The organism is Streptomyces sp. NPDC018964 (genome assembly GCF_044390325.1).
Lineage (GTDB): Bacteria > Actinomycetota > Actinomycetes > Streptomycetales > Streptomycetaceae > Streptomyces.
Window position 1 is genome coordinate 1 of sequence record NZ_JBIRYZ010000028.1, and the last position, 23758, is coordinate 23758.

A 23758-nucleotide genomic window follows, 5' to 3' on the forward strand; every position below is an offset into this window, starting at 1 on the left:
TCGGCCTTGGCCTTGGACGTGGAGCCCTCGTGCAGACCGACACGCACGTCGACACCCGAGTCACGCAGCGACAGGGCGTGGGCGTGGCCCTGGCTCCCGTAACCGATGACCGCGACCTTGCGGCCCTGGATGATGGACAGGTCGGCATCGGCGTCGTAGAACAGCTCGGCCACTGGGTTCTCTCCTTGTGTGCGGGTGTTGCGTCCCACCGTATGCCGGTGGGGGGAAGGGAAGTCTCTCGGTCTCGGAATACGGGCGGCCGGGTCGTCGCCGGCCGCCCGCTCCGGGTCTTACGCCGACCGGTCCAGGGCGCGCAGCGACCGGTCCGTGATGGAACGGGCGCCGCGTCCGATCGCGATCGTGCCGGACTGGACGAGCTCCTTGATGCCGAACGGCTCCAGCATCTTGAGCATGGCGGACAGCTTGTCACTGCTGCCGGTGGCCTCGATGGTCACGGCCTCCGGGGAGACGTCCACCGTCTTGGCGCGGAACAGCTGGACGATCTCCACGATCTGGGAACGCGTCTCGTTGTCGGCGCGCACCTTCACCAGGACGAGTTCGCGCTGGACGGCCTGCCCGGGTTCGAGCTCGACGATCTTCAGCACGTTGACGAGCTTGTTGAGCTGCTTGGTGACCTGCTCCAGCGGGAACTCCTCGACGCTCACCACGATGGTGATGCGGGAGATGTCGGGGTGTTCGGTGACGCCGACGGCGAGCGAGTCGATGTTGAAGCCGCGGCGGGAGAACAGGGCGGCGATGCGGGCCAGGATGCCCGGGGTGTTCTCCACCAGGACGGAGAGCGTGTGCTTGGACATGATCTGCTTCCTCTGCTTGAAAGTCCTGACGGCTCTCAGTCGTCTTCGTTGTCGCCGAAGTCGGGGCGGACGTCCCGGGCGGCCATGATCGTGTCGTTGGAGGTGCCGGCGGCGACCATCGGCCAGACCATCGCGTCCTCGTGGACGATGAAGTCCACGACGACCGGGCGGTCGTTGACGGAGTTCGCCTCCTCGATGACCTTGTCGAGGTCGGCCGGGTCCTCGCAGCGGATCGCGTAGCAGCCCATGGCCTCCGACAGCTTCACGAAGTCGGGGACGCGGGTGCCGGCGCTCTTCTCGGTGCCGTCCGCGCCGGGGCCGGAGTGCAGCACCGTGTTGGAGTACCGCTGGTTGTAGAAGAGGGTCTGCCACTGGCGGACCATCCCGAGGGCGCCGTTGTTGATGATGGCGACCTTGATCGGGATGTTGTTCAGGGCACAGGTGGTGAGCTCCTGGTTGGTCATCTGGAAGCAGCCGTCGCCGTCGATCGCCCAGACCGCGCGGTCGGGGGCGCCCGCCTTGGCGCCCATGGCGGCCGGGACCGAGTAGCCCATGGTTCCGGCGCCGCCGGAGTTCAGCCAGGTGGCGGGCTTGTCGTGCTGGATGAAGTGCGCGGCCCACATCTGGTGCTGGCCGACGCCGGCCGTGAAGATCGTGCCTTCGGGCGCCAGCTGCCCGATGCGCTCGATGACCGCTTGCGGGGAGAGCGAGCCGTCCTCGGGCTGGTCGTAGCCGAGCGGGTAGGTCTCGCGCCAGCGGTTCAGGTCCTTCCACCAGGCGCTGTAGTCGCCCTTGCCGCCCTCGGCGTGCTCCTTCTGGACGGCCTGGACGAGATCGGCGAGGACCTCGCGGGCGTCACCGACGATCGGCACGTCGGCGGCGCGGTTCTTGCCGATCTCCGCCGGGTCGATGTCGGCGTGGACGATCTTGGCGTACGGAGCGAAGCTGTCCAGCTTGCCGGTGACGCGGTCGTCGAAGCGGGCTCCGAGGGCGACGATCAGGTCGGCCTTCTGCAGCGCGGTGACGGCGGTGACCGAACCGTGCATGCCCGGCATTCCCACGTGCAGCGGGTGGCTGTCGGGGAACGCGCCGAGCGCCATCAGGGTGGTGGTGACGGGCGCTCCGGTGAGTTCGGCGAGCATCTTCAGCTCGGCGGTGGCCCGCGCCTTGAGGACGCCGCCGCCGACGTAGAGGACCGGCCGCTTCGCGGCGGTGATCATCTTGGCGGCCTCGCGGATCTGCTTGGCGTGCGGCTTGGTGACGGGCCGGTAGCCGGGCAGGTCCATGGTGGGCGGCCAGGAGAAGGTGGTCTTCGCCTGGAGGACGTCCTTGGGGATGTCGACCAGGACCGGCCCCGGGCGGCCGGTGGAGGCGATGTGGAACGCCTGGGCGATCGCCTGGGGGATGTCCTCCGCCTTGGTGACCAGGAAGCTGTGCTTGGTGACCGGCATGGTGATGCCGACGATGTCCGCCTCCTGGAAGGCGTCCGTGCCGATCGCCTTGGACACGACCTGCCCGGTGATCGCGACCAGCGGCACGGAGTCCATGTGGGCGTCCGCGATCGGGGTGACCAGGTTGGTGGCGCCCGGACCGGACGTCGCCATGCACACCCCGACCTTGCCGGTGGCCTGGGCGTAACCGGTGGCCGCGTGGCCGGCGCCCTGCTCGTGGCGGACCAGCACGTGGCGCACCCGCGTGGAGTCCATCAGGGGGTCGTACGCCGGCAGGATCGTGCCGCCGGGAATGCCGAATACCGTGTCGGCGCCGACCTCCTCGAGAGAGCGAATGAGGGACTGTGCGCCCGTGACGTGCTCGACGGGGGCGGACTGTCCTCCGGATCGGGGCCGGGGCTGCGGGTGATGGGCCCCGGTGGCCTGCTCGGTCATCGGCATTCTCTTCTCGATGCTGAGGGTTTTTGCGAAGTTTGTACGGGTCACGCGTGCTGCTCGGCAGGTGCCTGTGCAACAAAAAACCCCTCGTGCCGTAAGGCAAGCGAGGGGAGCGCGCCGGGTGGTGGTCGCTGAGCGGTGGAGGCTCAGCGTCAGCCGACGCGCTTTCCAAGTACGAGAATTCGGGTGCGCATGGCACTGACCCTCCACCCGGCGCGCACCCAGTGTCAAGTGGGTGGGACGGGAGTCTCATTATGTGAGCGCAGCACCGGACCGCCCCGGAGTACGGCGGTCACCCCGGTGGAGTACACCCCGGAACCCCGGCCGACGAACACGGGTTCGGCCGGCCCCTGCAGCACCGGACAGTGCCCGGCGGCCAGCGCCCTGCGCAGCCGGTACTCGTCCAGCGGCCCGGAGAACGCCTTGCCCTGGCCGTGCGTGCAGCCCATCGCGCGCAGGGCCGCGACCTGCTCGGGCAGATCCACGCCGTCGGCCACGGACTGCATCCCGAGGTCGGAGGCGATCCGCAGCAGACCACTGGTGATCTTGTGCAGCCGCGCGGACTCCGCCACACCCTCGACCAGGCCCCGGTCGAGCTTCAGCACGTCGACGGGGAGCCGCCTCAGGGCCATGATCGTCCCGGGGCCGCTGCCGAAGCCGTCGAGCGCGATCCGGACGCCGAGCCGCTTGAGCACGGTCAGCCGGCGCTCCAGCTCGTCGAGCGACACCCTGGGGTCGGTGTCGGCCAGTTCGACGATCAGGGAGCCGGACGGCAGCCGGTACCGGGTCAGCAGGGCCTCGATCGAGCCCAGGGGCAGTGACCGGTCGAGGAGCCGGTGCGCGCTCAGCCGGACGGCCACCGGGACGGGCAGACCGGTCGTGTGCCGTTCGGCGGCCCGTTCGACGGCCTCCTCCAGCACCCAGCGGCCCAGCTCGGCGGTCTTCTCACTGTCCTCGGCCACGCGCAGGAACTCCGCGGGGGTGAACAGCACGCCCTGGGAGGAGCGCCAGCGCGCCTGGGCGCAGACCGAGGTGATCCGGCCGTCCTCCAGGGACACCACCGGCTGGTGCAGCAGGGTGAACTCGCCGTGGTGCAGCGCCGCGCGCAGCCGGGTGGCCAGCTCCGCCCTGCGCACCACGTCCTGCTGCATCTGCGGCTTGTACAGCTCCACGCGGCCCTTGCCCGCGGCCTTGGCCCGGTACATGGCGAGGTCGGCGTTGCGCAGCAACTCGCCCGCACCGAGGCCGGGTTCGGCGAAGGCCACGCCGATGGAGGCGTTGACCCGGACATCGTTGCCGTCGATGACGTAGGGCTGGGAGAGGGTCACTCTCAGGCGGTCGGCGAGGTCCAGGATGTGCCGCTCGCGGGCGTCCCGGTCGCGGGCGCCGTCGCCGACGATCAGGGCCGCGAACTCGTCGCCGCCCAGCCGGGCCGCGGTGTCGCCCTTGCGGACCGCGTCCTGGAGTCTGCGGGCGGCCTGGACGAGCAGCTCGTCCCCGGCCTGGTGCCCGATGGTGTCGTTGACGCCCTTGAAGCCGTCCAGGTCGATGAAGAGCACCGCCGTGCCCCTGAGGGTGGTCCCGCGGTCCGAGGCGCGGCGGCCGGACAGTGCCTGCTGGACGCGCCGGGTGAACAGGGCGCGGTTGGGCAGGTCGGTGAGCGGGTCGTGCTCCGCGTTGTGCTGGAGCTGCGCCTGGAGCCGCACGCGTTCGGTGACGTCGCGGCTGTTGAAGATCAGGCCGCCGTGGTGCCGGTTGACGGTCGACTCGACGTTCAGCCAGCCTGCCTCGCCGCCGGAGCGGAAGCGGCACTCGATCCGGGTGGTGGGTTCCGCGACCGGGTCGGCGGCGAGGAAGCGGCGCACCTCGTGCACGACGCAGCTGAGGTCCTCCGGGTGGATGAGACTGGCCAGTTCGGTTCCCTCCAGCTCCTCCGCGGGCCTGCCGTACACCCCGGCGGCGGCCGGGGAGACGTAGCGGAGGATGCCGCTGGGGGCGGCGATCATGATGACGTCGCTGGAGCCCTGCACCAGGGAGCGGAAGTGGTTCTCCTGCTGCGCCAGTTCCTGGGTCAGGGTGATGTTGTCGAGCAGCATGATGCCTTGGCGCACGACGAGCGCGAGCACCACGGTGCCCCCGGTGAGCAGGACCACGCGGTCGACGCTGCGGCCGTTGAGGACGTTGTAGAGGATGCTCAGGGTGCATACGGCGGCGGCTAGGTACGGCGTGAGCGCGGCGATGGGCCGGGAGAGCGGATACCGGGTGGGTCCGCCGGGCGGCGGCCCGTGGTGGTGGTCCGGCGGGCCGCACCGGCCGGCCGGGTGCTCGCGGACCGCGCGCGTGTGCCCGTCCGGCTCGGGCCGTCCGTCGCGGGGCGCGGTCCAGGGGGCGTACGCCAGGAGCAGCGAGCCGGCGAACCAGCCCGCGTCGAGCAGCTGTCCGGAACGGTAACCGGCGTGCAGCAGCGGGGAGGTGAACAGGGCGTCGCACATCACGGTCAGCGCGAGCGCGCCGATCGCGGTGTTGACCGCGGACCGGTTGACCTCCGAGCGCCGGAAGTGCAGCGCCAGCACCATGCTGACCAGGACGATGTCGAGCAGCGGGTACGCCAGTGACAGCGCGGTGTGCGCGACGTCCGGCCCCTCGGCCCGGGCGGCCTGGGCGAGCGCGAGGCTCCACGCGAGGGTGAGCAGGGAGCCGCCGATCAGCCAGGCGTCCAAGGAGAGGCAGACCCAGCCGGCCTTGTTCGCGGGCCGTTTGGCGAGCACCAGCAGTCCCACGATGGCGGGTGGCGCGAAGCACAGGAAGAACAGGTCGGCGTAGCTGGGGCTGGGCACGGGAAGCCCGAGGACGACCTCGTACCACCCCCAGACCAGGTTGCCCAGGGAGGCCATGGCCGAGGAGAGGCCGAACATCACCCAGGCGGGCCGGAACCGGGTGCGGGGGCTGCGTGCGTAGACGAAGCAGGACACGGCGGCGGCACCGGCCGCGGCGCTCAGTCCGAAGTCGCCCATGATCAGCGCGAGGCGCTCCGAGCCCCAGCCGAACGCTGCGCCGACGGCGTAGGCGGCGCAGACCAGGGCCAGGACGAGTTGGGCGGCCGGACCGGGCCGGCGGCCGGTGACCGGTGCGCCGGACGGCGGCGCCGTCGGCGCGGGCTGCTGCCGCGGTGCTCCGTCGAGCGTGGGGGTGGGGGTCGGCGCGCTCACCGGCACCTCCCGGTCCGCTCCGCTCCCGGGCCCTTCGGCCCCCGGGGCACCGGGTGGGTGTGTCCGCGGCGGCCGTCGCGCCCGGGATGGTGACGGCCGGGACCGTCGTGAGGGCCGCCGTGCCGGGTGTGGTGGCCGCCGTGGCGACCGCGGCTGCGCGCGGCCGTGCGCAACGGTCGTCGCCGACGGCTCCGCCGCGTCGGATCGCTCGTCCATGGGCCGTGCATCGTCCGTCGCCCCCCTCACTGTCCGCAGTGTCCTGCTCCCGCGCCGTTGGTCAGCGGCGCGGCCCCTGTCGGGACGATACACCAGTATCGTCACTCAGGGACATAGGTTCTCTACGCTCCGTAACGATCAACAGGTATATGGGTACCCACCGCGCCCGGGGAAACGCGGACGGTACCCGAATCGGACTACGAGGCTTCCGCTCCCGTCACCAGGATCACGTTGCCGAGCTCCTCCCGGTTCAGATAACGGCGCAACTGGTGGACCAGCAACCGTTCGGCGCGCGGCCGGAAGGCGGAGGTGGCTCCGCCGACGTGCGGGCTGACGAGGACGCCCGGCGCCCGCCACAGGGGATGTTCCGAGGGCAGCGGTTCGGGATCGGTGACGTCGAGGGCCGCGGTGATGCGGCCGCTCTCCAGCTCGGTGAGCAGCGCCTTGGTGTCGACGACGCCGCCGCGGGCCACGTTCACCAGCAGGGCGCCGTCCTTCATCCGGGCCAGGAATCCGGCGTCCACGAGGTGCCGGGTGGCCTCGGTCAGCGGCGTGGACAGGACGACGACGTCCGCCTCCGGGAGCAGGGCGGGCAGTTCGGTGAGCGGGTGCACCGGCCCGCGCTCCGTGGCGCGTGCGGAGCGCGCGACGCGCGCCACCCGCGCGAGCTCGAACGGAACGAGCCGGTCCTCGATGGCCGCGCCGATCGCGCCGTACCCCACGATGAGCACGTTCTTGTCGGCGAGCGCGGGCCGGAACCCGCCGCGCCACTCCCCCTCGTCCTGCGCCCGCACGAAATCGGGGATGCCCCGCAGGGAGGCCAGGATCAGCGCGAGCGTGAGCTCGGCGGTGCTGGCCTCGTGCACACCGCGCGCGTTGCACAGCCGTACGCCGGGGGGCAGGTCCTTCAGGCCGGGCTCCACGTGGTCGGTACCGGCCGACAGGGTCTGCACGACGCGGACGGAGCGCATCAGCGGCAGCGGGCGCACGCCGGTCTCCGCGGGCTTCATGTAGGGCACGACGTAGAAGGCGCAGTCGGCCGGGTCGGCGGGGAACTCCTCGGCGCCGTCCCAGAAACGGTAGTGCGGCCCCTCGGGGAGGCCCTCGATCTCGTCCGGCGGAATGGGAAGCCATACGTCAGAGGCAGTCATGGTCCGGAGGCTAGTTCAGGGGCGCGGGGGCGCAGAGGTTAGGTTGGGGGCCGGAGAGGGAGGGTCACGACCAGGTGGAGCGCAGGACGATCGGTGCGGGGGCGCTCGCGGTGGGGGCCGTCGGACTCGGGTGCATGCCGATGAGCTGGGGCTACAGCACGTCCCGGCAGCGCGGCGAGGAGTCGCTCAGGGCGGTGCACCGGGCGCTGGACGCGGGCTCGACGCTCCTCGACACCGCCGACATGTACGGCCCGTTCACCAACGAGCTGCTGCTGGGGCGGGTGTTGAGGGAGCGGCGCTCCGACGCCTTCGTGTCCACGAAGGTCGGGCTGCTGGTGGGTGACCAGCACATCGTGGCCAACGGCCGCCCCGGCTACGTGAGAAGGGCCTGCGACGCGTCGCTGCGCCGGCTCCAGACCGACGTCATCGACCTCTACCAGCTGCACCGCGCCGACCCGGAGGTCCCGGTCGAGGAGACCTGGGGTGCGATGGCGGAGCTCGTACGGGCGGGCAAGGTACGGGCGTTGGGGCTGTGCGCGGTGGGGGCCCGCTCGGCGCGGCGGCCGAGGGCGCGGCCGCACGACACGACGATCCGGCAGCTGGAGCGGGTGCAGCAGGTCTTCCCGGTGAGCGCGGTGGAGGCGGAGCTGTCGGTGTGGTCGCCGGAGGCGCTGCGGGCGCTGCTGCCGTGGTGCGCGTCGCGGGGGATCGGTTTCCTGGCGGCGATGCCGCTGGGCAACGGCTTCCTGACCGGGACGCTGACGCCCGGTGTGGGCTTCGAGGAGGACGACCTGCGCGCCCGGCACCCCCGCTTCACGGCCGAGATGATGGCCGCGAACCAGCCGATCGTGGCCGGTCTGCGCCGCATCGCCCGCCGGCACGGCGAGCACGTCACCCCGGCGCAGGTGGCGCTGGCCTGGGTGCTGGGCCGGGGCCGCCAGGTGATCCCGGTGCCCGGCGCCAAGCAGGAGCGGTGGGTCGCGGAGAACGCGGCCGCGGTGGACCTGCGCCTGACGGAGCGTGACCTCGCGGAGATCGCGGGGCTGCCCGCGGCACAGGGGTCGTGGGACTGAGCGGCGGACCGGTGGCGGTCTCGCGGTTCGGGGGTCCGCGATCGGGAACTTCGTGGGCACGAGCGGTGTATGACAGGTAGGACCCCGCCGCGTCGAAGGGACGAGATCGTGCAACGACGAGCCGTGCCGGCCGTACTGGCCGCCGCCACGCTCCTGCTGGCCGCAGGCTGCTCCTCCGACGACGGAGGACCGCCGGGCGGAGGCGGCGGCGCCTCCCCGACCGGTACGGCGGCGGCGTCGCCGTCCTCGTCGCCGGAGGGGAGCGCGGAGGAGACGCCGCCCACGAAGGGCTCGGTGAAGGTGGTCCGCACGGTGGCCACCGGCCTGAACTCCCCCTGGGGCCTGGCCCCGCTGGCCGACGGCGACCTGCTGGTCTCCTCCCGGGACGAGGCGACGATCACCCGGGTCGACGGGAAGACCGGCGAGAAGACCGAGCTGGGCGAGGTGCCCGGGGTGTCGCCGTCCGGCGAGGGCGGCCTGCTCGGCATCGCCCTCTCCCCCGCGTACGCCTCGGACCGCATGGTCTACGCGTACTTCACCTCGGCCTCCGACAACCGCGTCGTCCGCATGATCTACGACGAGGAGAAGCCGGCCGGCGAGCAGCTGGGCGCGCCGGACACCGTCTTCCGGGGCATCCCCAAGGGCGAGATCCACAACGGTGGACGGATCGCCTTCGGCCCGGACGGGATGCTGTACGCGGGCACGGGCGAGAGCGGTGACACGGGCCTGTCCCAGGACAAGGAGTCCCTGGGCGGCAAGATCCTGCGGCTGACCCCGGAGGGCGAGCCGGCCCCGGGCAACCCGTTCCCCGGCTCCCCGGTGTACTCGTACGGCCACCGCAATGTGCAGGGTCTGGCGTGGGACGGCAGGCAGCGGCTGTTCGCGGCGGAGTTCGGCCAGAACACCTGGGACGAGCTGAACGCGATCAAGCCGGGCGACAACTACGGCTGGCCGGAGGCGGAGGGCGAGTCGGACGACGACGGCTTCCACGACCCGGTCGACCAGTGGAGCACCGACGAGGCTTCCCCCAGCGGCATCGCGTACGCCGAGGGCTCGGTCTGGATGGCGGGCCTGCGCGGCGAGCGGCTGTGGCGCGTCCCGCTGAAGGGCACGGAGGCGTCGGCGGCCCCGCAGGCCTTCCTGGGGGGCGAGTACGGCCGGCTGCGCACGGTGGCCGCGGCGGGCGGCGACAAGCTGTGGCTGGTCACCAGCAACACGGACGGGCGCGGCAACCCGGAGAAGGGGGACGACCGGATCCTGGAGCTGGAGGTGAGCTAGCCGCTCAGTCCGTCTCGGGCTCCTCCTCCGGTGCCGTCGGCCGGCGCACGGTGACCTTTCCGGAGGCGAGGTCTATCGGCCCGCGTCCGGGGTCGGCGTCACCGACGTCCTCCTTGGTCAGTTCCAGTCGGTTCTGCTCGTCGCGGGTGTGTTTACGGCCAGGGGCGAACAGTTCCTCGAAGGCGTTGAACATCGCTCCCCTTTCCAGGGACGGGTGGGTCGCACACCTATTGTCCCGCGGCCGGCCGTTCACCCGTCTCCGCCGCGAACGGTCCGAGCCGGTGCGCCACCGCCGCCGCTTCCCCCGTCCCACGACGCCCGGCTCGGCGAGGATGCGGGAGACGTGGACGCCGGCCGTCTCGGGGGATGAAGAGTGCCTCGGCGATACGGCGGCCGGTGCGGCCGGCGGCCACCAGGCGCAGGACGTCGCGCTCGCGGCGGGTGAGGCCGAGCGCGTCGGCCGGGGCGACGGGGGCCGGTTCGCGGGCGGCGGGGGACAGCGCGAGGCGGGCGTGCCGCGCCGACGGCGCGGCGGTGCGGCGCCGAGGTGGCCGGTGACGGCGTCGACCGGCCGCAGCGGTTCCGTGACGCGGGCGCGCTCGTCGTCGCCCGCGACGGTGGCGAGCAGCGCCTCGGCGCGCCGGAGCCGGACGCGGGCGAGGCCGTAAGGCCGCCCCAGCGGTTCCACCGCCTCGACGGCCACGGACCACACGTCCGGCTCGAACCCGGCCTCGGCGCGCAGCGACTCGGCGCGCAGCCACTGGTCGTAGGCCCGCCACACGGGTACTCCGGCCGGCGCGGGGCCTCAGGAAAGCACTCAGGCCGTCCAAGGCGTCAGTTGCTGTGCCACCAGCCCCGCCGCGCCGGCGACCGCGAGCGCCATGGCCGCCGTACGGGTGTGCCGCGCGTTCAGCCGCCGGGTCAGCGGGCCGGCGAGCAGTACGCCGGCGACCGCGGCCGGCGCGAGCAGCACCGTGCGCTGGAACGTGTGCGCGCCCACCACCCCCGCCGCCGCCAGCGCGACCAGGCTCATCAACGAGCCGGCCAGGAAGAACGCGCTCATCGTGGCCCGCAGCCGGGGCCCGCTCAGCCGCTGCCACACCATCGCCATCGGCGGGCCCCCGATGGAGGTCGCCGTGCCCATCAGCCCCGACGCCATCCCGGCCAGGAACACCGAGGAGCGCCGCGTCCGGGGTACGTATCCCGCCGCGCTCACCGCGACGCCGGTGAGCACCACCCCGGCGATGAGCAGTGCGAGGTACTCGGCCGGCAGCGCCACCACGAGCAGCGCTCCCGCGGCCGCGCCCGGTACCCGTCCGACGAGGGCCCAGCCGCAGCCGCGCAGGTCCGCCGAGCCCCGCTCCCGCACCAGCACCGCCGCGGTCACCCCGGCGGCGAGCAGCAGCACCACCGACGGTGCCAGGGTGGGGTCCACCAGGGAGAACACCGGCGCGGCGATCATGCCCAGGCCGAAGCCGACGGACACCTGGAGCACCGCGCCGACGCCCACCGTGAGGGAGAGCAGGGCGAACTCCGCGCCGGTCATGCCCACGCGGGCCGCGCCTCCAGGGGGAAGTGGCACAGGGCGGTGTGGTCGTCGCCGTCGCCCCCGGACTCCCGGACGGCGAGCGGGGGCGCCTCGGTGGCGCACGTGTCCTCGGCGCGCCAGCAGCGGGTGCGGAAGCGGCAGCCGGAGGGGATGTCGAAGGGCGAGGGGATCTCGCCCTTGAGCCGGATCTCCTGGTCGTGGGCGGTGCGGGTGGCGTCCAGGACCGGTGCGGCCGACATCAGCGCGGCGGTGTAGGGGTGCTGGGGGCGGTCGAAGACGTCCTCGGTCTCCCCGTGTTCGATGACCTTGCCCAGGTACATCACCGTCACCCGGTCGGAGATGTACCGCACCACGGACAGGTCGTGGGAGATGAACACGTACGCGACGCCGAGCCGGGACTGGAGTTCGGAGAGCACGTTGAGGACCTGGGCCTGTACCGACAGGTCGAGGGCGGAGACCGGTTCGTCGCACACGATGAGGTCGGGGTCGAGGGCGAGCGCGCGGGCGATGCCGATGCGCTGGCGCTGTCCGCCGGAGAACTCGTTGGGGTAGCGGTGGGCGTCGCTGTCCCGGAGCCCGACCAGGGAGAGCAGTTCGCGGATCCGCTTCTCGCGGGCCTTGGCGTCCGGGACGACGTCCTTGTGGGTGCGCCAGGGCTCGCCGATCAGATCGGCGGCCGACATGCGGGCGTTGAGCGAGGCGAAGGGGTCCTGGAAGACCATCTGGACGCGGCGGCGCCAGTTCAGCAGCTCCTTGCCGCGCAGGGCGAACGGGTCGACGCCGTCGTAGCGGACCGTGCCCGCGTCGGGCCGTTCCAGCCCGAGCAGCACCCGCGCGAGGGTGGACTTGCCACAGCCGGACTCGCCGACGAGCCCGAGGGTCTCCCCCCGGCCGAGCCGCAGGTCCACTCCGTCGAGGGCGGTCAGCCGGCGGCGGCCGCCACCGAAGGACTTGGTGACGCCGCGAACCTCCAGCAGCGGAGGGTGCGCGTCGGTCCGGGGCCCGGCGGTCTCGGTGGTGGTGCGGGACTCAGTCACGGTCGAGCTCCTCGGAGAAGTGGCAGGCGGCCGACCGTCCGTCGCCGGTGGCGCGCAGGGCGGGGCGTTCCGACACGCAGCGTTCCCGCACCAGCGGGCAGCGGGCCTGGAAGACGCAGCCGGACGGCACCGCGCTCAGCTCGGGCGGGCTGCCGGGGACGGCGGGCAGCGGCTGTCCGCGCTCGGCGTCCTCGGGGACGGAGTCGAGCAGTCCGCGGGTGTAGGGGTGGCGGGGCGCGGAGAAGACGTCGCGCACCGTGCCCTGCTCCACGACCGTTCCGGCGTACATCACGACGACGTCGTCGGCGCGCTGGGCGACCACGGCGAGGTCGTGGGTGATCAGGACGACGGCCATGTCCCGTTCGTCCTGGAGGTCCCGCAGCAGCCGCATGATCTGGGCCTGGACGGTGACGTCGAGGGCGGTGGTCGGCTCGTCGGCGATGAGCACGTCGGGGTCGAGGGCGACGGCCATCGCGATCAGCAGCCGCTGGCGCATGCCGCCGGAGAACTGGTGCGGGTAGGACTTGGCCCGCTGCCTCGGCTCGGGGATGCCGACGCGGGTCATCAGCTCGATCGCCTTTTCCTGCGCCTCGCGCCGGGAGAGCCCGCGGTGGATGCGGAACGGTTCGCCGATCTGCCGGCCCACCGGCTGCACCGGGTTGAGGGCGGTCAGGGCGTCCTGGAAGACGATCGACAGCACGGGTCCGGCGAGCTTGCGGCGCTCGGCCGCGCTCATCCGCAGGGTGTCCTCGCCCCTGACCCGTACGGCGCCCCCGGTCACCTCGGCGGCGGGGTCGAGCAGGCCCACGACCGACAGCGCGGTCATCGACTTGCCGCAGCCGGACTCGCCGAGGAGGGCCAGGGTGCGGCCGCGGCGGACGCTGAAGCTGACGCCGTCGACGGCGCGCACCGTGCCGGAGGCCGTGCTCAGGTCCACGCACAGCCCTTCGACGTCGAGGGCGGGGCCGGTGTCGGACGGGGCGGGTGCGGATGTGGTCGTCACGGGATCATCTCCGGGGGTACGGCGGCGGAGGCTCCACGGCGCTTGCGGGGCAGCGTCAGGCGCCAGCGCTGGGCGGGGTCGGTGGCGATGCGGGCCCAGGCGGCGAGGACCGTGGCGGACACGGTGGTGAGCACGATGGCCAGTCCGGGCAGGACCGTGATCCACCAGGCGGTCTGGAGGTACTGCCGGCCCTGGGCGACCATCAGGCCCCAGCTGACGTCCGGGGGCTGGATGCCGATGCCGAGGAAGCTCAGCGAGGACTCGGTGAGCATCACGAAGCAGAAGTCGAGGGTGGCGACGGTCAGCAGCGTCGGCAGGGCGATGGGCAGGATGTGCCGGTGGATGATGTGCCGGCTGGGGGTGCCGAAGGTGCGGGCCGCGTCGACGAACAGGCGGCTGCGCAGCTCGGCCGCCTCCGCGCGGGAGGTGCGCAGGTAGACCGGGATGCGGGCCACGGCGAGGATCAGCACGATGTTCATCGCGGAGGGCGAGAAGACGTACAGCACGACGACCGCGACGAGCAGGGAGGGGAAGCTGAGGATGACGTCGGCGACGCGCATCGCCACGCTCTCCCGGCGGCCCCCGTGGTAGCCGGCCCACAGGCCGATCGCCGATCCGATCACCAGGGAGCAGAGCACCGCGGGGACGGCCACGGACAGGGTGGTGGCGGCCGCGTCGATCAGCCGGGCCAGCACGCTGCGGCCGAGGACGTCGGTGCCGAGCAGTCCGTAGAGGCCGTCGTTCAGGGAGGGCGCCCGCAGGGAGGCGTCCAGGTCCTGGCGTTGTGCGCGGTCGCCGATGAACAGCCGGCCGAAGAGGGCGACCAGGACGACCAGGCTCAGGACGACGGCGGCGACGGCGGCGGCGCGGTCCCGGCCGAGCAGCCGCCACCAGCGGGGCGGGCTCTTCCGGACGGGGGTGGCACCGTCCGCGGTGGCGGTCTCCGCTGTGGTCATGATGCTTCCTTCGCTCACGCCGGCACCGCCTGGCGTACTCGGGGGTCGGTCAGCGCGTGGCAGACGTCGACGAGGATGTTCAGCGCGAAGATCGTCACGGCGGTCAGCAGGACGGCCGCCTGGAGGACCGCGAAGTCGCGCTGGAGGATGGAGTCGATCATGAGTTTGCCGATGCCGGGCCAGCCGAAGATCGTCTCCACGATGACGGCGCCGTTGACCAGGCCCACCGTCAGGTCGCCGGCGACGGTCAGCACCGGCGTCACGGCGTTGCGCAGGGCGTGGCCGAAGACCACCCGCTGGGGCGTGGCGCCCTTGGCGCGGGCGATCTTGACGTAGGGCGCGGAGAGCGCGGAGACCATGCTGCCGCGCACCACCTGGACGAGCACGCCGAACGGGCGGATCAGCAGGGTCGCGACGGGCAGGACCCAGACCTCGGGTCCGCCCAGGGTGCCCGAGGTGGGCAGCCAGGCGAGGCTCACGCCGAAGACGAGGACGCCCATGACGGCGAACCAGAAGTCGGGGATGCTGGCGGCCGTCATCGACAGCAGGCTGGCGATCCGGTCGATCAGGGAGTTGGGCCGGTAGGCGGCCAGGCTGCCGATCAGCACCGCCCCGGTGATCGCGAGGAGCATGGTGACGCCGGCGAGCTGGAGGGTGACGGGGAAGGCGTCCAGCACCATCTCGGTGGCGGGCTGTCCGGTCCGCAGCGAGGTGCCGAAGTCCAGGTGGGCGGCGTCGACGAGGTAGTTCCACAGCTGGGCCGGGACGGAGAGGTCGAAGCCCTGCGCGGCGGAGAACTCCGCGCGCTGTTCGGCGGTGGCGCTCAGCGGGAGGTAGAGGTCGACCGGGTTGCCGGTCATCCGGGCCAGGAAGAACACGCCCAGCACCACGCACACCAGGGGGACGGCGCTGGAGAGGACGCGTTTGCGCAGAAAGGTGACCATGTCAGTGCTGTCCCGCCTTCGCCGGGCCGACCTCTGCCAGCCGCATCTCGTCGCCGGTGGCGGAGTTCGGCTCGTACCGGATGGACGGTGACAGGCCGAGCAGTCCGCTCATGTGGGCCAGGTGGGCGTACTGGACGACCGACCTGTTCTGGTCCGCGAGCAGACCGGCGAAGGCCTGCTGGCGCTGTTCGCCGGAGAGCGCGCCCGCGTCGGCGATGCGCCGGTCGAGCTCCTCGGTGCCGAAGGTGGACTGGGGTCCGTCGCTCAGCAGGTACTGGCTCGTGGTGAAGGCCGCGTCGCCGGCCTGGTTGCCGTGCATGATCAGCAGGGCGATGGGGCCGACGTTCTTCGGCAGCGGCCGGAGCTGGTACTGGAGCTGGGTGGCGGTGTCCGCCATCCGGACCTTGACGTTCAGTCCGATCCGCCGCATCTGGTACTGGAGCGCCTCGGCCGTCTCCGACACCCCGGAGAACATGCCGTTGCGGGCGACCAGGGTGATCTGCCGGCCGACGGGTACGCCGTCGGCCTCGGCCTCCTCGATCAGGGCCTTGGCCTCGGCCACGTTCTGCCGGGTCGGTTCGATCTCCTCGTCGTGTCCGACCACTCCGGGCGGGACGAGCTGGCCGGCCGGTTCGGCGAGTCCGCCGAGGAGGGCGTCGATGATGCCGTCGCGGTCCACGGCCAGGTCGACGGCGCGGCGTACGCGGATGTCGTCGAGCGGTGCCTCGCGGCCGTCCAGCCGCAGCGCGGTGGTCTCGTTGTTGGGGTAGGCGACCGTGGTGTCCTTCCCGGCCTCGACGGGGTCGAGGGCCACGGCGATCTCCGCCTCCCCCTTGTCGATCATGGCGGCGCGGACGCTGGCGTCGCTGCGCCAGACGTAGCGGGCGCGGGGGAAGTCGGGGGCGTCGCCCCAGTAGTCGTCGTGGCGGCTGAGGTTGATGGCCGCTCCGGGCTGCCAGGAGCTGACGGCGTAGGGGCCGGTGCCGACGGGGATGCGGACCTTGGCGTCGGCGTCCGTGGTGCGCGGCACGATCTCCACGAAGCTCAGGCGCAGCGGCAGGATCGGGTCGGGTTGCTCGGTGGTGACGGTCAGCCGGGTGTCGCTCTCCGCCTTCACCTTCAGGTCGTCGTCGCCGAAGACGTAGCCCTCGACGTTGCAGGCGAGGTCGGAGTTGACGGCCCGGTCGATGGAGAAGGCGGCGTCCCGCGCGGTGAACGGCTCGCCGTTCTGGAAGGTCACCCCTTCGCGCGTGTCGAAGGTCCAGGTGCGGTCGCCGGTCTGTCTCCAGCCGGTGGCGAGCAGCGGGTGGAGTTCACCGGAGTCGGGGTCGCGTTCGACGAGGGGCTCGGTGATGTTGGACCGGACGACGACGCCGGTGCCGGTCAGCGAGGCCTCGCAGGGTTCCAGGGTCGGTGGTTCCTGGGTGAGCACCACCCGCAGGGTGCGTCCGTCGGCGCGGCCGGCGTCACCGGCGGCGCTGCCCGCCACGGCGCAGCCGCTGGACAGCAGCACCGTGCCCGCCACGAGTGTCGCCGTCGGTGCGCGCAGGCGCCTTCGTCCGGTGGGCGGATGGGAGGAAACGGAGAACTTCATTGTCGGCCCTGTCTCCGGTGAGTGCTGGTGTGTCGCGTTCCACGTACGGCGACTGCGAGAGGCTGTCTACACTTGCGTACTCGGTCCGCATCTGTGAACGCCGAAGCTAAACCGGCACCGTGGCAGCGTCAAGACATGCGCGGGAACGGATCTCCGCACCGCTCCCTCCGCACGGCCGGCCCGCCCGGACCCCGCACCGTCTCCCGACAGCGGCCGCGGAGCTCGCGCGCCGGACGGAGTGCCACATTCCGGAACTCGCCGAAGAACAGGAGAACACCATGCCCAGCCTCCGCACCACCCCCGACTCACCCACCGGACCGGCCACCGTGCTGCAGGTCTCCCCGCTCCTCCCCGACCTGGAGCGGTCCCTGGCCGAGCGGCACCGCACGGTGCGCCTGCACGAACTGCCCGATCCGGAGCGCTTCCTGCGCGAGCGGGGCGGGGACGTGGTGGCCGCCGTGACCAGCGCGCGGTTCGGGGTCGGGAACGCGCTGATGGACGCGCTGCCGCGACTGGGCGCGATCGTGCACTTCGGCGTCGGCTACGAGACCACGGACGTGGTCCGCGCCCGGGCGCGCGGCATCGGCGTCAGCAACACCCCGGACGTGCTCACCGACTGCGTGGCGGATCTGGCCGTCGGCGCGCTGATCGACGTCATGCGCCGGATGTCGGAGGCCGACCGGTACGTGCGGGCCGGCCGCTGGAGCACCGCGCCCTTCCCGCTGGCCTCGCGGGTGAGCGGGAAGCGGGTCGGCGTCCTCGGGCTGGGCCGGATCGGCCGGGCGGTGGCGCGACGGCTCGAGGGGTTCGGCGTGGAGGTGTCGTACTGCTCGCGCACCCCGGTGCCCGGGGTCGCGTACCGCCGTCTGCCCACCGCGCGGGAGCTGGCCGAGGCGTGCGACGCGCTCGTCGTCACCGTCGCGGGCGGCGCGGGCACCGAGGGCCTGGTCGACGCGACGGTACTGGAGGCGCTCGGCCCCGACGGCCATCTGGTGAACGTCGCGCGCGGCAGCGTCGTCGACGAGTCCGCCCTGGTCGCGGCGGTGGAGGCGGGACGGATCGCGGGCGCGGCGCTCGACGTCTTCGCCGACGAGCCGAACGTGCCGCGGGCGCTCCTGGACTCGGACCGGGTGGTCCTGCTCCCCCACATCGCCAGCGCCACCCGGGAGACCCGCGCGGCCATGGGCGACCTGGTGCTGCGCAACGTGGAGCGGTTCATGACCGAGGGGGTGCTGCTCACCCCGGTCCCGGGGTCCGCCCATTGACACCACCCCACCAGGCTGTCTACAAATGAGAACGCCGACTACATATGAGGATGGCATTCATGGTTCGGACCTCAGAGCGGATCGCCGGCGTCACCGTGACCCCCGTGGCCTTCCGGGACCACCCCTTGCTGAACACGGTCGGGGTACACGAGCCCTACGCCCTGCGCACCATCGTGGAGATCACCACCGAGTCCGGTGTCAGCGGCGTCGGCGAGACCTACGGCGGCACGGTGCACCTGGAGCGGCTGCGGCGCACCGCCGACGCCCTGACCGGCATGGACGTGTGGAGCCTCAACGAGCTGATCGCCCGTACCGCCCGCGCCCTGGGCGGCGACACCACCGGCGGCGACGGCATGTCCGGCATGGTCACGGGCAGCAGCACCGTGGACCGGGTCATGTCCCCCTTCGACGTCGCCTGCCTGGACATCCAGGGCAAGCTGGTGGGCCGCCCGGTCAGCGACCTGCTGGGCGGGGCGGTCCGCGAGTCGGTGCCGTACAGCGCGTACCTCTTCTACAAGTGGGCCGGCCACCCCGGCCAGGAGGACGACGACTGGGGCCCCGCCCTCGACCCGGCGGGACTGGTCGAACAGGCCCGCCGCATGATCGACACGTACGGCTTCACCTCGATCAAGCTCAAGGGCGGCGTCCTCCCGCCCGACGAGGAGATCGCGGCGATCAGGGCGCTGCGCAAGGAGTTCCCGGAGCTGCCGCTGCGGCTCGACCCCAACGCGGCGTGGAGTACGGAAACGTCCCTGCACGTCGCCCGGGAACTGGACGGCGTCCTGCAGTACCTGGAGGACCCGACCGAGGGCATCGACGGCATGGCCGCCGTCGCCCGCGGGACCTCGACCCCGCTGGCCACCAACATGTGCGTGGTCTCCTTCGACGACCTCGCCCCGGCGGTGGCGAAGGGAGCCGTCGGCATCGTCCTGTCCGACCACCACTTCTGGGGCGGTCTGCGGCGCTGCGGGCAGCTCGCCGCGATCTGCGAGACCTTCGGCCTCGGCCTGTCGATGCACTCCAACTCGCACCTCGGCATCAGCCTCACCGCCATGACCCACCTGGCCGCCGCGACCCCGCGGCTGACCTACGCCTGTGACACGCACTGGCCCTGGAAGCGGCCCGACGAGGACGTCGTCGACCCCACGCCGCTGCGCTTCACCGAGGGCCGGCTCGCCGTGCCGACGGCCCCCGGACTCGGCGTGGAACTGGACCGGGACGCCCTCGCCCGGCTGCACCGGCAGTACCTCGACTGCGGGCTGCGCGACCGCGACGACACCGGCTACATGCGCCGCTTCGAGCCGTCCTTCTCCACCGAGACCCCCCGGTGGTGAGCGGCCGATGCGCATCCTGCTCAACCACCGCATCCTCAGCCGCTTCCACGACCGGCTCAAGGCGTCCACCCGGGGCGAGCACGACTGGCTGGAGGCCTTCGACTGGGACGCGGCCCGGCTCTCCGAGGCCGTCGGCGACATCGACGTCTACGTCGGCTCGAAGCTGAGCCCCGAGGACGCCCGGCGCGCGGAGCGGCTGCGGCTCGTCCACGTCGTCGGCGCCGGCTACGACGGCATCCCGCTGGACGCGCTCCACCCCTCGGTGACCGTCGCCACCACCCACCACCACGGCCGCTCCATCGCCGAGCACGTGCTCATGTCGACGCTGATGCTCTCCCGCGACGTCCTGAGCGCCGACCGCGCGCTGCGCGCCGGCACGTGGCGCAACGTGGCGGTCGACCCCGCGCTGCCCTTCGGGACCACGCTGCACGGCCGCCGGGTCGGCGTCATCGGCTTCGGCGAGACCGGCACCGAGGTCGCCCGGCTGTGCCAGGCGGTCGGCATGCGCGTCCGCGCCGTACGGCGTGACCCCTCGGCCCCGTACCCGGCGGACCTGCGGCCCGACTGGATCGGCGGCGACGACCGGCTGCCGGACCTCCTCGCCGACTCCGACGTCGTGGTGGTCACCGTCCCGCTGAGCCCCGCCACCCGCGGACTGATCGGCCCCGCCGAGCTGAAGGCCATGGGCCCGGCGGCCCTGCTGGTCAACGTCGCCCGCGGACCGGTCGTACAGGAGGAGGCGCTGTACGACGCGCTGAGCTCGGGCACCATCGCGGGCGCCGCACTGGACGTGTGGTGGGCCGGCCCGCCCGACGCGCCGAGCCGGCTGCCCTTCCACGACCTGCCGAACGTGCTGATGACCCCGCACCACTCGGGCCACACGGCCGACACCTTCGCCGCCCGCGCGACCGAGATCGCCGGGAACATCGACCGGCTGGAGCGGGGTGAGGCGCTCACCCACGTGGTCCGTGCCGGTTCCCCCTCCCCCGACCACTGACCACACCGCTCCCGCCCCTCACCCAGAGTAGGAAAACACCCATGCTCGAAGGCGTTCTGTTCTTCCCCGTCACCCCGTTCACCGCATCCGGTGACGTCGACCTCGACGCCCTGCGCCGGCACATCGCGGCCGGGGTCGACGCCGGACCGGGCGGAGTCTTCGTCGCCTGCGGCACCGGCGAGTTCCACGCCCTGGACCACGAGGAGTACGACGCGGTCGTGCGCACCGCCGTCGAGGCGGTGGGCGGACGCGTCCCGGTGTACGCCGGGGCCGGCGGCGCCGTCGGCCAGGCCCGCCGGCTGGCGCGGGCGGCCGCGGCGGCGGGCGCGGACGGTCTGCTGCTCATGCCGCCGTACCTGGTCGAGGCCCCCGCCGACGGGCTCGTCGCCTACACCCGCGAGGTGGCCGCCGAGACCGCCCTGCCGCTGATCGTCTACAACCGGGCCAACGCCCGCTTCGACGAGCGCTCGGCGGCGGCGGTCGCCGCGCTGCCCACCGTCGTGGGCTTCAAGGACGGCACCGGTGACCTCGACCTCCTCGCGCGGATCGTCCCCGCCGTGCGGGAGGCGCTCGACGGGACCGGCAAGGAGTTCCAGTTCTTCAACGGCATGCCCACGGCCGAGGCGAGCCAGCTCGCCTACCGGGCGCTGGGCGTGGAGCTGTACTCGTCGGCCGCCTTCGCCTTCGCCCCCGACGTCTCCCTCGCCTTCCACCGCGCGGTGGAGGAGGGCGACCAGAAGCGGATCGACGCGCTGCAGCGCGCCTTCTTCCACCCGCTGGTCCGGCTGCGCAAGCGGGTCCCGGGGTACGCGGTGGCGCTGGTGAAGGCCGGGGTCACCCTGGAGGGCCTGGAGGCCGGACCGGTCCGCCCGCCGCTGACGCCCCTCACCGCGTCCGAGACCGAGGAGCTGGCGGCCATCATCGCCGAGGCGCGCGCCGTCCTCGCCTCCTGAACACGCGTGGGGGGGTCTGCCGGCGGCCAGCAGACCCCCCCCCCCCCACGGCGCGACTCAGCCGGCCGCCGGCAGGCCCAGGATCACATCGGTGTACTTGAGGACCGCCAGCAGCAGTCCGACGACGCCGAGCGACACGCCCGCCCAGGCGACCGACTTGATCCAGGGCGCCCGCACCGTCCGGCCGGGCGTCCCGAACGCGGGCCTCACCAGCACCACCACGCCCACGATCAGCGCGGTCAGCGCGAACAGGCCGCCCCACAGCGCGCTGGTGTGCCAGGCGTCGCCGTAGATCTCCTTGACCTGGGTGGCGACGCCGGCGTCCGCGGCCGTCTCCAGCTGTCCCACGAGGGTCTCCCGCGCGGCGGCCACCGTGCCCAGCCAGCTGCCGGTGAGCGAGACGAGGCCGAGGGCCGCCGAGACGACCGCGGCGGCGCCCTGTCCGACACCGGACGGGGCTCGGTCCTCGGTCCCGGGCGCGTCCTGCGCCGCTTCCGGTTCCGTCTTCTCGACGTCGGCGTCGGCGTCCGTGCCCGTGTCCGTATCCGTGTCGACGGGCTCGGTGGCGTCCACCGCCTTCCCGTCGCGCTCGGTGTCGGCTCCGGTCTCGTCCACTGTCCTGGTTCCCATGCCCCGCACCGTACGGACGCTCTCTGAGAGTCCGCTTAATGATCGTTGTGCGCGCGCCACTCCGGGGCCAGGACGGACCACACCTCCAGGTCGTGGCGCACCCCGTGGTGGAGGTGGGCCTCGCGGCGGACTCCGTCCCTGGTCATGCCGAGCCGGCGGGCGACGCCGATGCTCGGCCCGTTGCCGGCCGCCGCGACCCATTCGACCCGGTGGATGCCGCGCTGCTCGACCGCCCAGTCGATGAGCACCCGCATCGCGCGGGTGACGAGCCCGCGCCCGGTGGCGGCGGGCTCCAGCCAGCAGCCGACCTCGCAGGTGCCGTTCTCCGCGTCGAAGTTCAGGGTGAGCACCCCGCCCACGAGCGTGCCGTCCAGCCACAGTCCGTGCAGCGAGGCCGTGTCGGCGGCGCGCCAGTCGGCGTATCGCCGCAGCACCTCCCGGGCGCCGGCCACGTCCGTGGCCCGGGAGCCGAAGGGGATGTACCGGTTGATGAACTCCCGGCCCCGGTCCAGATGGGCCAGGAACTCCTCGGCGTGCCAGGGCTCCAGGGGGCGCAGTTCGGCTCCGTCGTCACCCAGTGGTATCGCGTACATCCCGCTGCTGCTCCTCCTCGGCCGGCACGTCCGCCACCTCGGCGTCCGTGGCGACGGCCAGCCTCTCACGGGCGGCCCGGGACTCGGGCGGCTCGATGCCGATCCGCGGCAGGATCCGGTCCGGCCGGCGCGGCAGCCACCAGTTGGCGCCGCCGAGGAGGCGCATGAGGGCGGGGACGAGCAGGGTGCGCGGGACGAAGGCGTCGACGGCGACCGCGATGCCGAAGGCGACGGCGGCCACGTTCATCGCGGCGGCCTCGAGCGGGATGCCCGCAGCGCGCGAGCGTGGCGCCCGCGGTCCGGAAATCCGGATGCGGGGGTGTGGGCCCGCCTGCTAATGTCCGCCGCTCCGACGTTCCGCGGCAGTCCGCCGCCGATCTGAGCAGGTGCTTTGATGCTTGTCCGCCCGATCTCCGACGCGACCCTTTCCCTCTTCACGGCCTCAAGGAGCCCGTTCACCGATGTCGGACATCACATCGAACACCCCGCACGACGACCTCGCTAGCCGCCTCACCCTGCCCCGGTACCCGCGCAGCAGTGCCTACGACGCCCGCTGGACCATCGAGAACGCGATGGGCCCGCACGCGCTGTGGCTGCTGGAGTGGCTCGCCCCGGCCCTCGGCCTCGACACCCTGCGCCCCGGCGCGCGCGTGCTCGACCTGGGCTGCGGACGTGCCATGACGTCGGTCTTCCTGGCCAGGGAGTACGACGTCCAGGTCACCGCGGCCGACCTGTGGATCAAGCCGGACGACAACGCGCGCCGCATCGCGGAGGCGGGCGTCGCCGACCGGGTGTTCCCGGTTCTCGCCGAGGCCCACGACCTGCCCTTCGGGGAGGAGAGCTTCGACGCGATCGTCTCCGTCGACGCGTACCAGTACTTCGGCACCGACGATCTCTACCTGCCGACGCTGATCCGGCTGCTGAAGCCCGGCGGGCGGATCGGGGTCGTCGTCCCGTCGATGCCCGAGGAGATCGAGGGCACCGAGCCGCCGGAGCACATGAAGCCGTACTGGGACCCCGCGTTCTGGTGCTTCCACAGCCCCGCCTGGTGGCGTCGCCACTGGACCCGCAGCGGGGCCGTGGAGGTCGAGACGGCCGACTGGCTGGAGGACGGCTGGCGGGAGTGGCTGCTCTGGTGCGACGTCGTCGCCGAGGAGAGCACGGAGGAGTTCCACGTGCGGATGAGCCGGGAGAGCGCGGAGATGCTGCGCACGGACCGGGGCCGCACGCTGGGCTTCGCCCGCGTGGTGGGACGCCGTCCCTGACCGCGTG

General features: G+C 72.7%; 21 protein-coding genes and 2 pseudogenes. 7 read left to right on the forward strand and 16 right to left on the reverse strand.

The genetic code is table 11. The features are described 5' to 3' along the window. The 5 genes and pseudogenes from ACH5AO_RS32070 to ACH5AO_RS32090 form a co-directional block, all read right to left on the reverse strand. Nucleotides 1-173, reverse strand: a pseudogene (locus ACH5AO_RS32070) (ketol-acid reductoisomerase); the annotation flags it as partial. Nucleotides 174-290: 117 nt separating this feature from the next. Then, complete coding sequence (ilvN, locus tag ACH5AO_RS32075; RefSeq protein WP_030216544.1) at nucleotides 291-815, reverse strand: acetolactate synthase small subunit; 525 nt, start codon at nucleotides 813-815, stop codon at nucleotides 291-293. 35 nt (nucleotides 816-850) lie between these two features. Continuing rightward, nucleotides 851-2701: an acetolactate synthase large subunit gene (locus ACH5AO_RS32080; RefSeq protein ID WP_398930829.1), complete on the reverse strand. Its 1851-nt coding sequence runs from the start codon at nucleotides 2699-2701 to the stop codon at nucleotides 851-853. A 230-nt stretch (nucleotides 2702-2931) separates the two neighbouring features. Continuing rightward, nucleotides 2932-5913, reverse strand: coding sequence for a putative bifunctional diguanylate cyclase/phosphodiesterase (locus ACH5AO_RS32085; protein ID WP_398930831.1), 2982 nt, complete (start codon nucleotides 5911-5913; stop codon nucleotides 2932-2934). A gap of 413 nt (nucleotides 5914-6326) precedes the next feature. After that, nucleotides 6327-7280: a 2-hydroxyacid dehydrogenase gene (locus ACH5AO_RS32090; protein ID WP_398930833.1), complete on the reverse strand. Its 954-nt coding sequence runs from the start codon at nucleotides 7278-7280 to the stop codon at nucleotides 6327-6329. A 74-nt stretch (nucleotides 7281-7354) separates the two neighbouring features. Between ACH5AO_RS32090 and ACH5AO_RS32095 the strand changes: the two genes are divergently transcribed. Beyond that, nucleotides 7355-8353 (forward strand): aldo/keto reductase, encoded by a 999-nt coding sequence (locus ACH5AO_RS32095; RefSeq protein WP_398930835.1) that lies wholly within the window; start codon nucleotides 7355-7357, stop codon nucleotides 8351-8353. Between the two features lie 69 nt (nucleotides 8354-8422). Next, nucleotides 8423-9631, forward strand: a complete 1209-nt coding sequence (locus ACH5AO_RS32100) for a PQQ-dependent sugar dehydrogenase (RefSeq protein WP_398930837.1) — start codon at nucleotides 8423-8425, stop codon at nucleotides 9629-9631. Nucleotides 9632-9635: 4 nt separating this feature from the next. On the opposite strand, the gene ACH5AO_RS32105 is transcribed toward ACH5AO_RS32100, so the two are convergent. The 8 genes and pseudogenes from ACH5AO_RS32105 to ACH5AO_RS32140 all read right to left on the reverse strand — a co-directional run bounded on the left by ACH5AO_RS32105 (nucleotide 9636) and on the right by ACH5AO_RS32140 (nucleotide 16645). Beyond that, nucleotides 9636-9824 carry a DUF6191 domain-containing protein gene (locus tag ACH5AO_RS32105; RefSeq protein WP_398930839.1) on the reverse strand — a complete coding sequence of 63 codons (189 nt, stop codon included), beginning with the start codon at nucleotides 9822-9824 and terminating at the stop codon, nucleotides 9636-9638. A 34-nt stretch (nucleotides 9825-9858) separates the two neighbouring features. Then, nucleotides 9859-10421: pseudogene (locus ACH5AO_RS32110) on the reverse strand (LuxR C-terminal-related transcriptional regulator); the annotation flags it as partial. Between the two features lie 27 nt (nucleotides 10422-10448). Beyond that, entirely contained in the window at nucleotides 10449-11177 is a 729-nt protein-coding gene (locus ACH5AO_RS32115) for a sulfite exporter TauE/SafE family protein (protein ID WP_398930960.1), read from the reverse strand. Further along, nucleotides 11174-12217, reverse strand: coding sequence for an ABC transporter ATP-binding protein (locus tag ACH5AO_RS32120; protein WP_398930841.1), 1044 nt, complete (start codon nucleotides 12215-12217; stop codon nucleotides 11174-11176). Before ACH5AO_RS32120 ends, ACH5AO_RS32115 begins: the two co-directional genes overlap by 4 nt. Then, entirely contained in the window at nucleotides 12210-13220 is a 1011-nt protein-coding gene (locus tag ACH5AO_RS32125) for an ABC transporter ATP-binding protein (protein WP_398930843.1), read from the reverse strand. Before ACH5AO_RS32125 ends, ACH5AO_RS32120 begins: the two co-directional genes overlap by 8 nt. Continuing rightward, nucleotides 13217-14176, reverse strand: a complete 960-nt coding sequence (locus ACH5AO_RS32130; protein ID WP_398930845.1) for an ABC transporter permease — start codon at nucleotides 14174-14176, stop codon at nucleotides 13217-13219. The genes ACH5AO_RS32125 and ACH5AO_RS32130 overlap by 4 nt, the downstream gene beginning before the upstream one ends. A gap of 14 nt (nucleotides 14177-14190) precedes the next feature. Next, nucleotides 14191-15120 (reverse strand): ABC transporter permease, encoded by a 930-nt coding sequence (locus ACH5AO_RS32135; protein ID WP_398930847.1) that lies wholly within the window; start codon nucleotides 15118-15120, stop codon nucleotides 14191-14193. 1 nt (nucleotide 15121) lies between these two features. Beyond that, the gene (locus tag ACH5AO_RS32140) at nucleotides 15122-16645 is read right to left on the reverse strand and encodes an ABC transporter substrate-binding protein (protein WP_398930850.1); all 1524 of its coding nucleotides are present in this window, start codon (nucleotides 16643-16645) and stop codon (nucleotides 15122-15124) included. Nucleotides 16646-16992: 347 nt separating this feature from the next. Between ACH5AO_RS32140 and ACH5AO_RS32145 the strand changes: the two genes are divergently transcribed. Genes ACH5AO_RS32145 through ACH5AO_RS32160 form a run of 4 tightly spaced genes read left to right on the forward strand, consistent with a single transcriptional unit; the run spans nucleotide 16993 to nucleotide 21263 of the window. Then, on the forward strand, nucleotides 16993-17979 hold the full coding sequence (locus ACH5AO_RS32145; RefSeq protein WP_398930851.1) for a 2-hydroxyacid dehydrogenase: 987 nt from the start codon (nucleotides 16993-16995) through the stop codon (nucleotides 17977-17979). Nucleotides 17980-18038: 59 nt separating this feature from the next. Continuing rightward, nucleotides 18039-19313, forward strand: coding sequence for a glucarate dehydratase family protein (locus tag ACH5AO_RS32150; protein ID WP_398930853.1), 1275 nt, complete (start codon nucleotides 18039-18041; stop codon nucleotides 19311-19313). Between the two features lie 7 nt (nucleotides 19314-19320). After that, nucleotides 19321-20310: a 2-hydroxyacid dehydrogenase gene (locus ACH5AO_RS32155; RefSeq protein WP_398930855.1), complete on the forward strand. Its 990-nt coding sequence runs from the start codon at nucleotides 19321-19323 to the stop codon at nucleotides 20308-20310. Next, on the forward strand, nucleotides 20307-21263 hold the full coding sequence (locus ACH5AO_RS32160; RefSeq protein WP_398930962.1) for a 5-dehydro-4-deoxyglucarate dehydratase: 957 nt from the start codon (nucleotides 20307-20309) through the stop codon (nucleotides 21261-21263). The genes ACH5AO_RS32155 and ACH5AO_RS32160 overlap by 4 nt, the downstream gene beginning before the upstream one ends. Before the next feature lie 57 nt (nucleotides 21264-21320). On the opposite strand, the gene ACH5AO_RS32165 is transcribed toward ACH5AO_RS32160, so the two are convergent. The 3 genes from ACH5AO_RS32165 to ACH5AO_RS32175 are packed head-to-tail and all read right to left on the reverse strand — an operon-like array spanning nucleotide 21321 to nucleotide 22727. After that, nucleotides 21321-21893, reverse strand: coding sequence for a hypothetical protein (locus ACH5AO_RS32165; protein WP_398930857.1), 573 nt, complete (start codon nucleotides 21891-21893; stop codon nucleotides 21321-21323). Between the two features lie 35 nt (nucleotides 21894-21928). Continuing rightward, nucleotides 21929-22486, reverse strand: a complete 558-nt coding sequence (locus ACH5AO_RS32170) for a GNAT family N-acetyltransferase (RefSeq protein ID WP_398930859.1) — start codon at nucleotides 22484-22486, stop codon at nucleotides 21929-21931. Further along, complete coding sequence (locus ACH5AO_RS32175) at nucleotides 22464-22727, reverse strand: MMPL family transporter (RefSeq protein ID WP_398930964.1); 264 nt, start codon at nucleotides 22725-22727, stop codon at nucleotides 22464-22466. The genes ACH5AO_RS32170 and ACH5AO_RS32175 overlap by 23 nt, the downstream gene beginning before the upstream one ends. A 220-nt stretch (nucleotides 22728-22947) precedes the next feature. Here ACH5AO_RS32175 and ACH5AO_RS32180 point away from each other — a divergent pair, with 220 nt between their 5' ends. Then, nucleotides 22948-23751, forward strand: coding sequence for an SAM-dependent methyltransferase (locus tag ACH5AO_RS32180; protein WP_398930861.1), 804 nt, complete (start codon nucleotides 22948-22950; stop codon nucleotides 23749-23751). Nucleotides 23752-23758 lie beyond the last annotated feature (7 nt).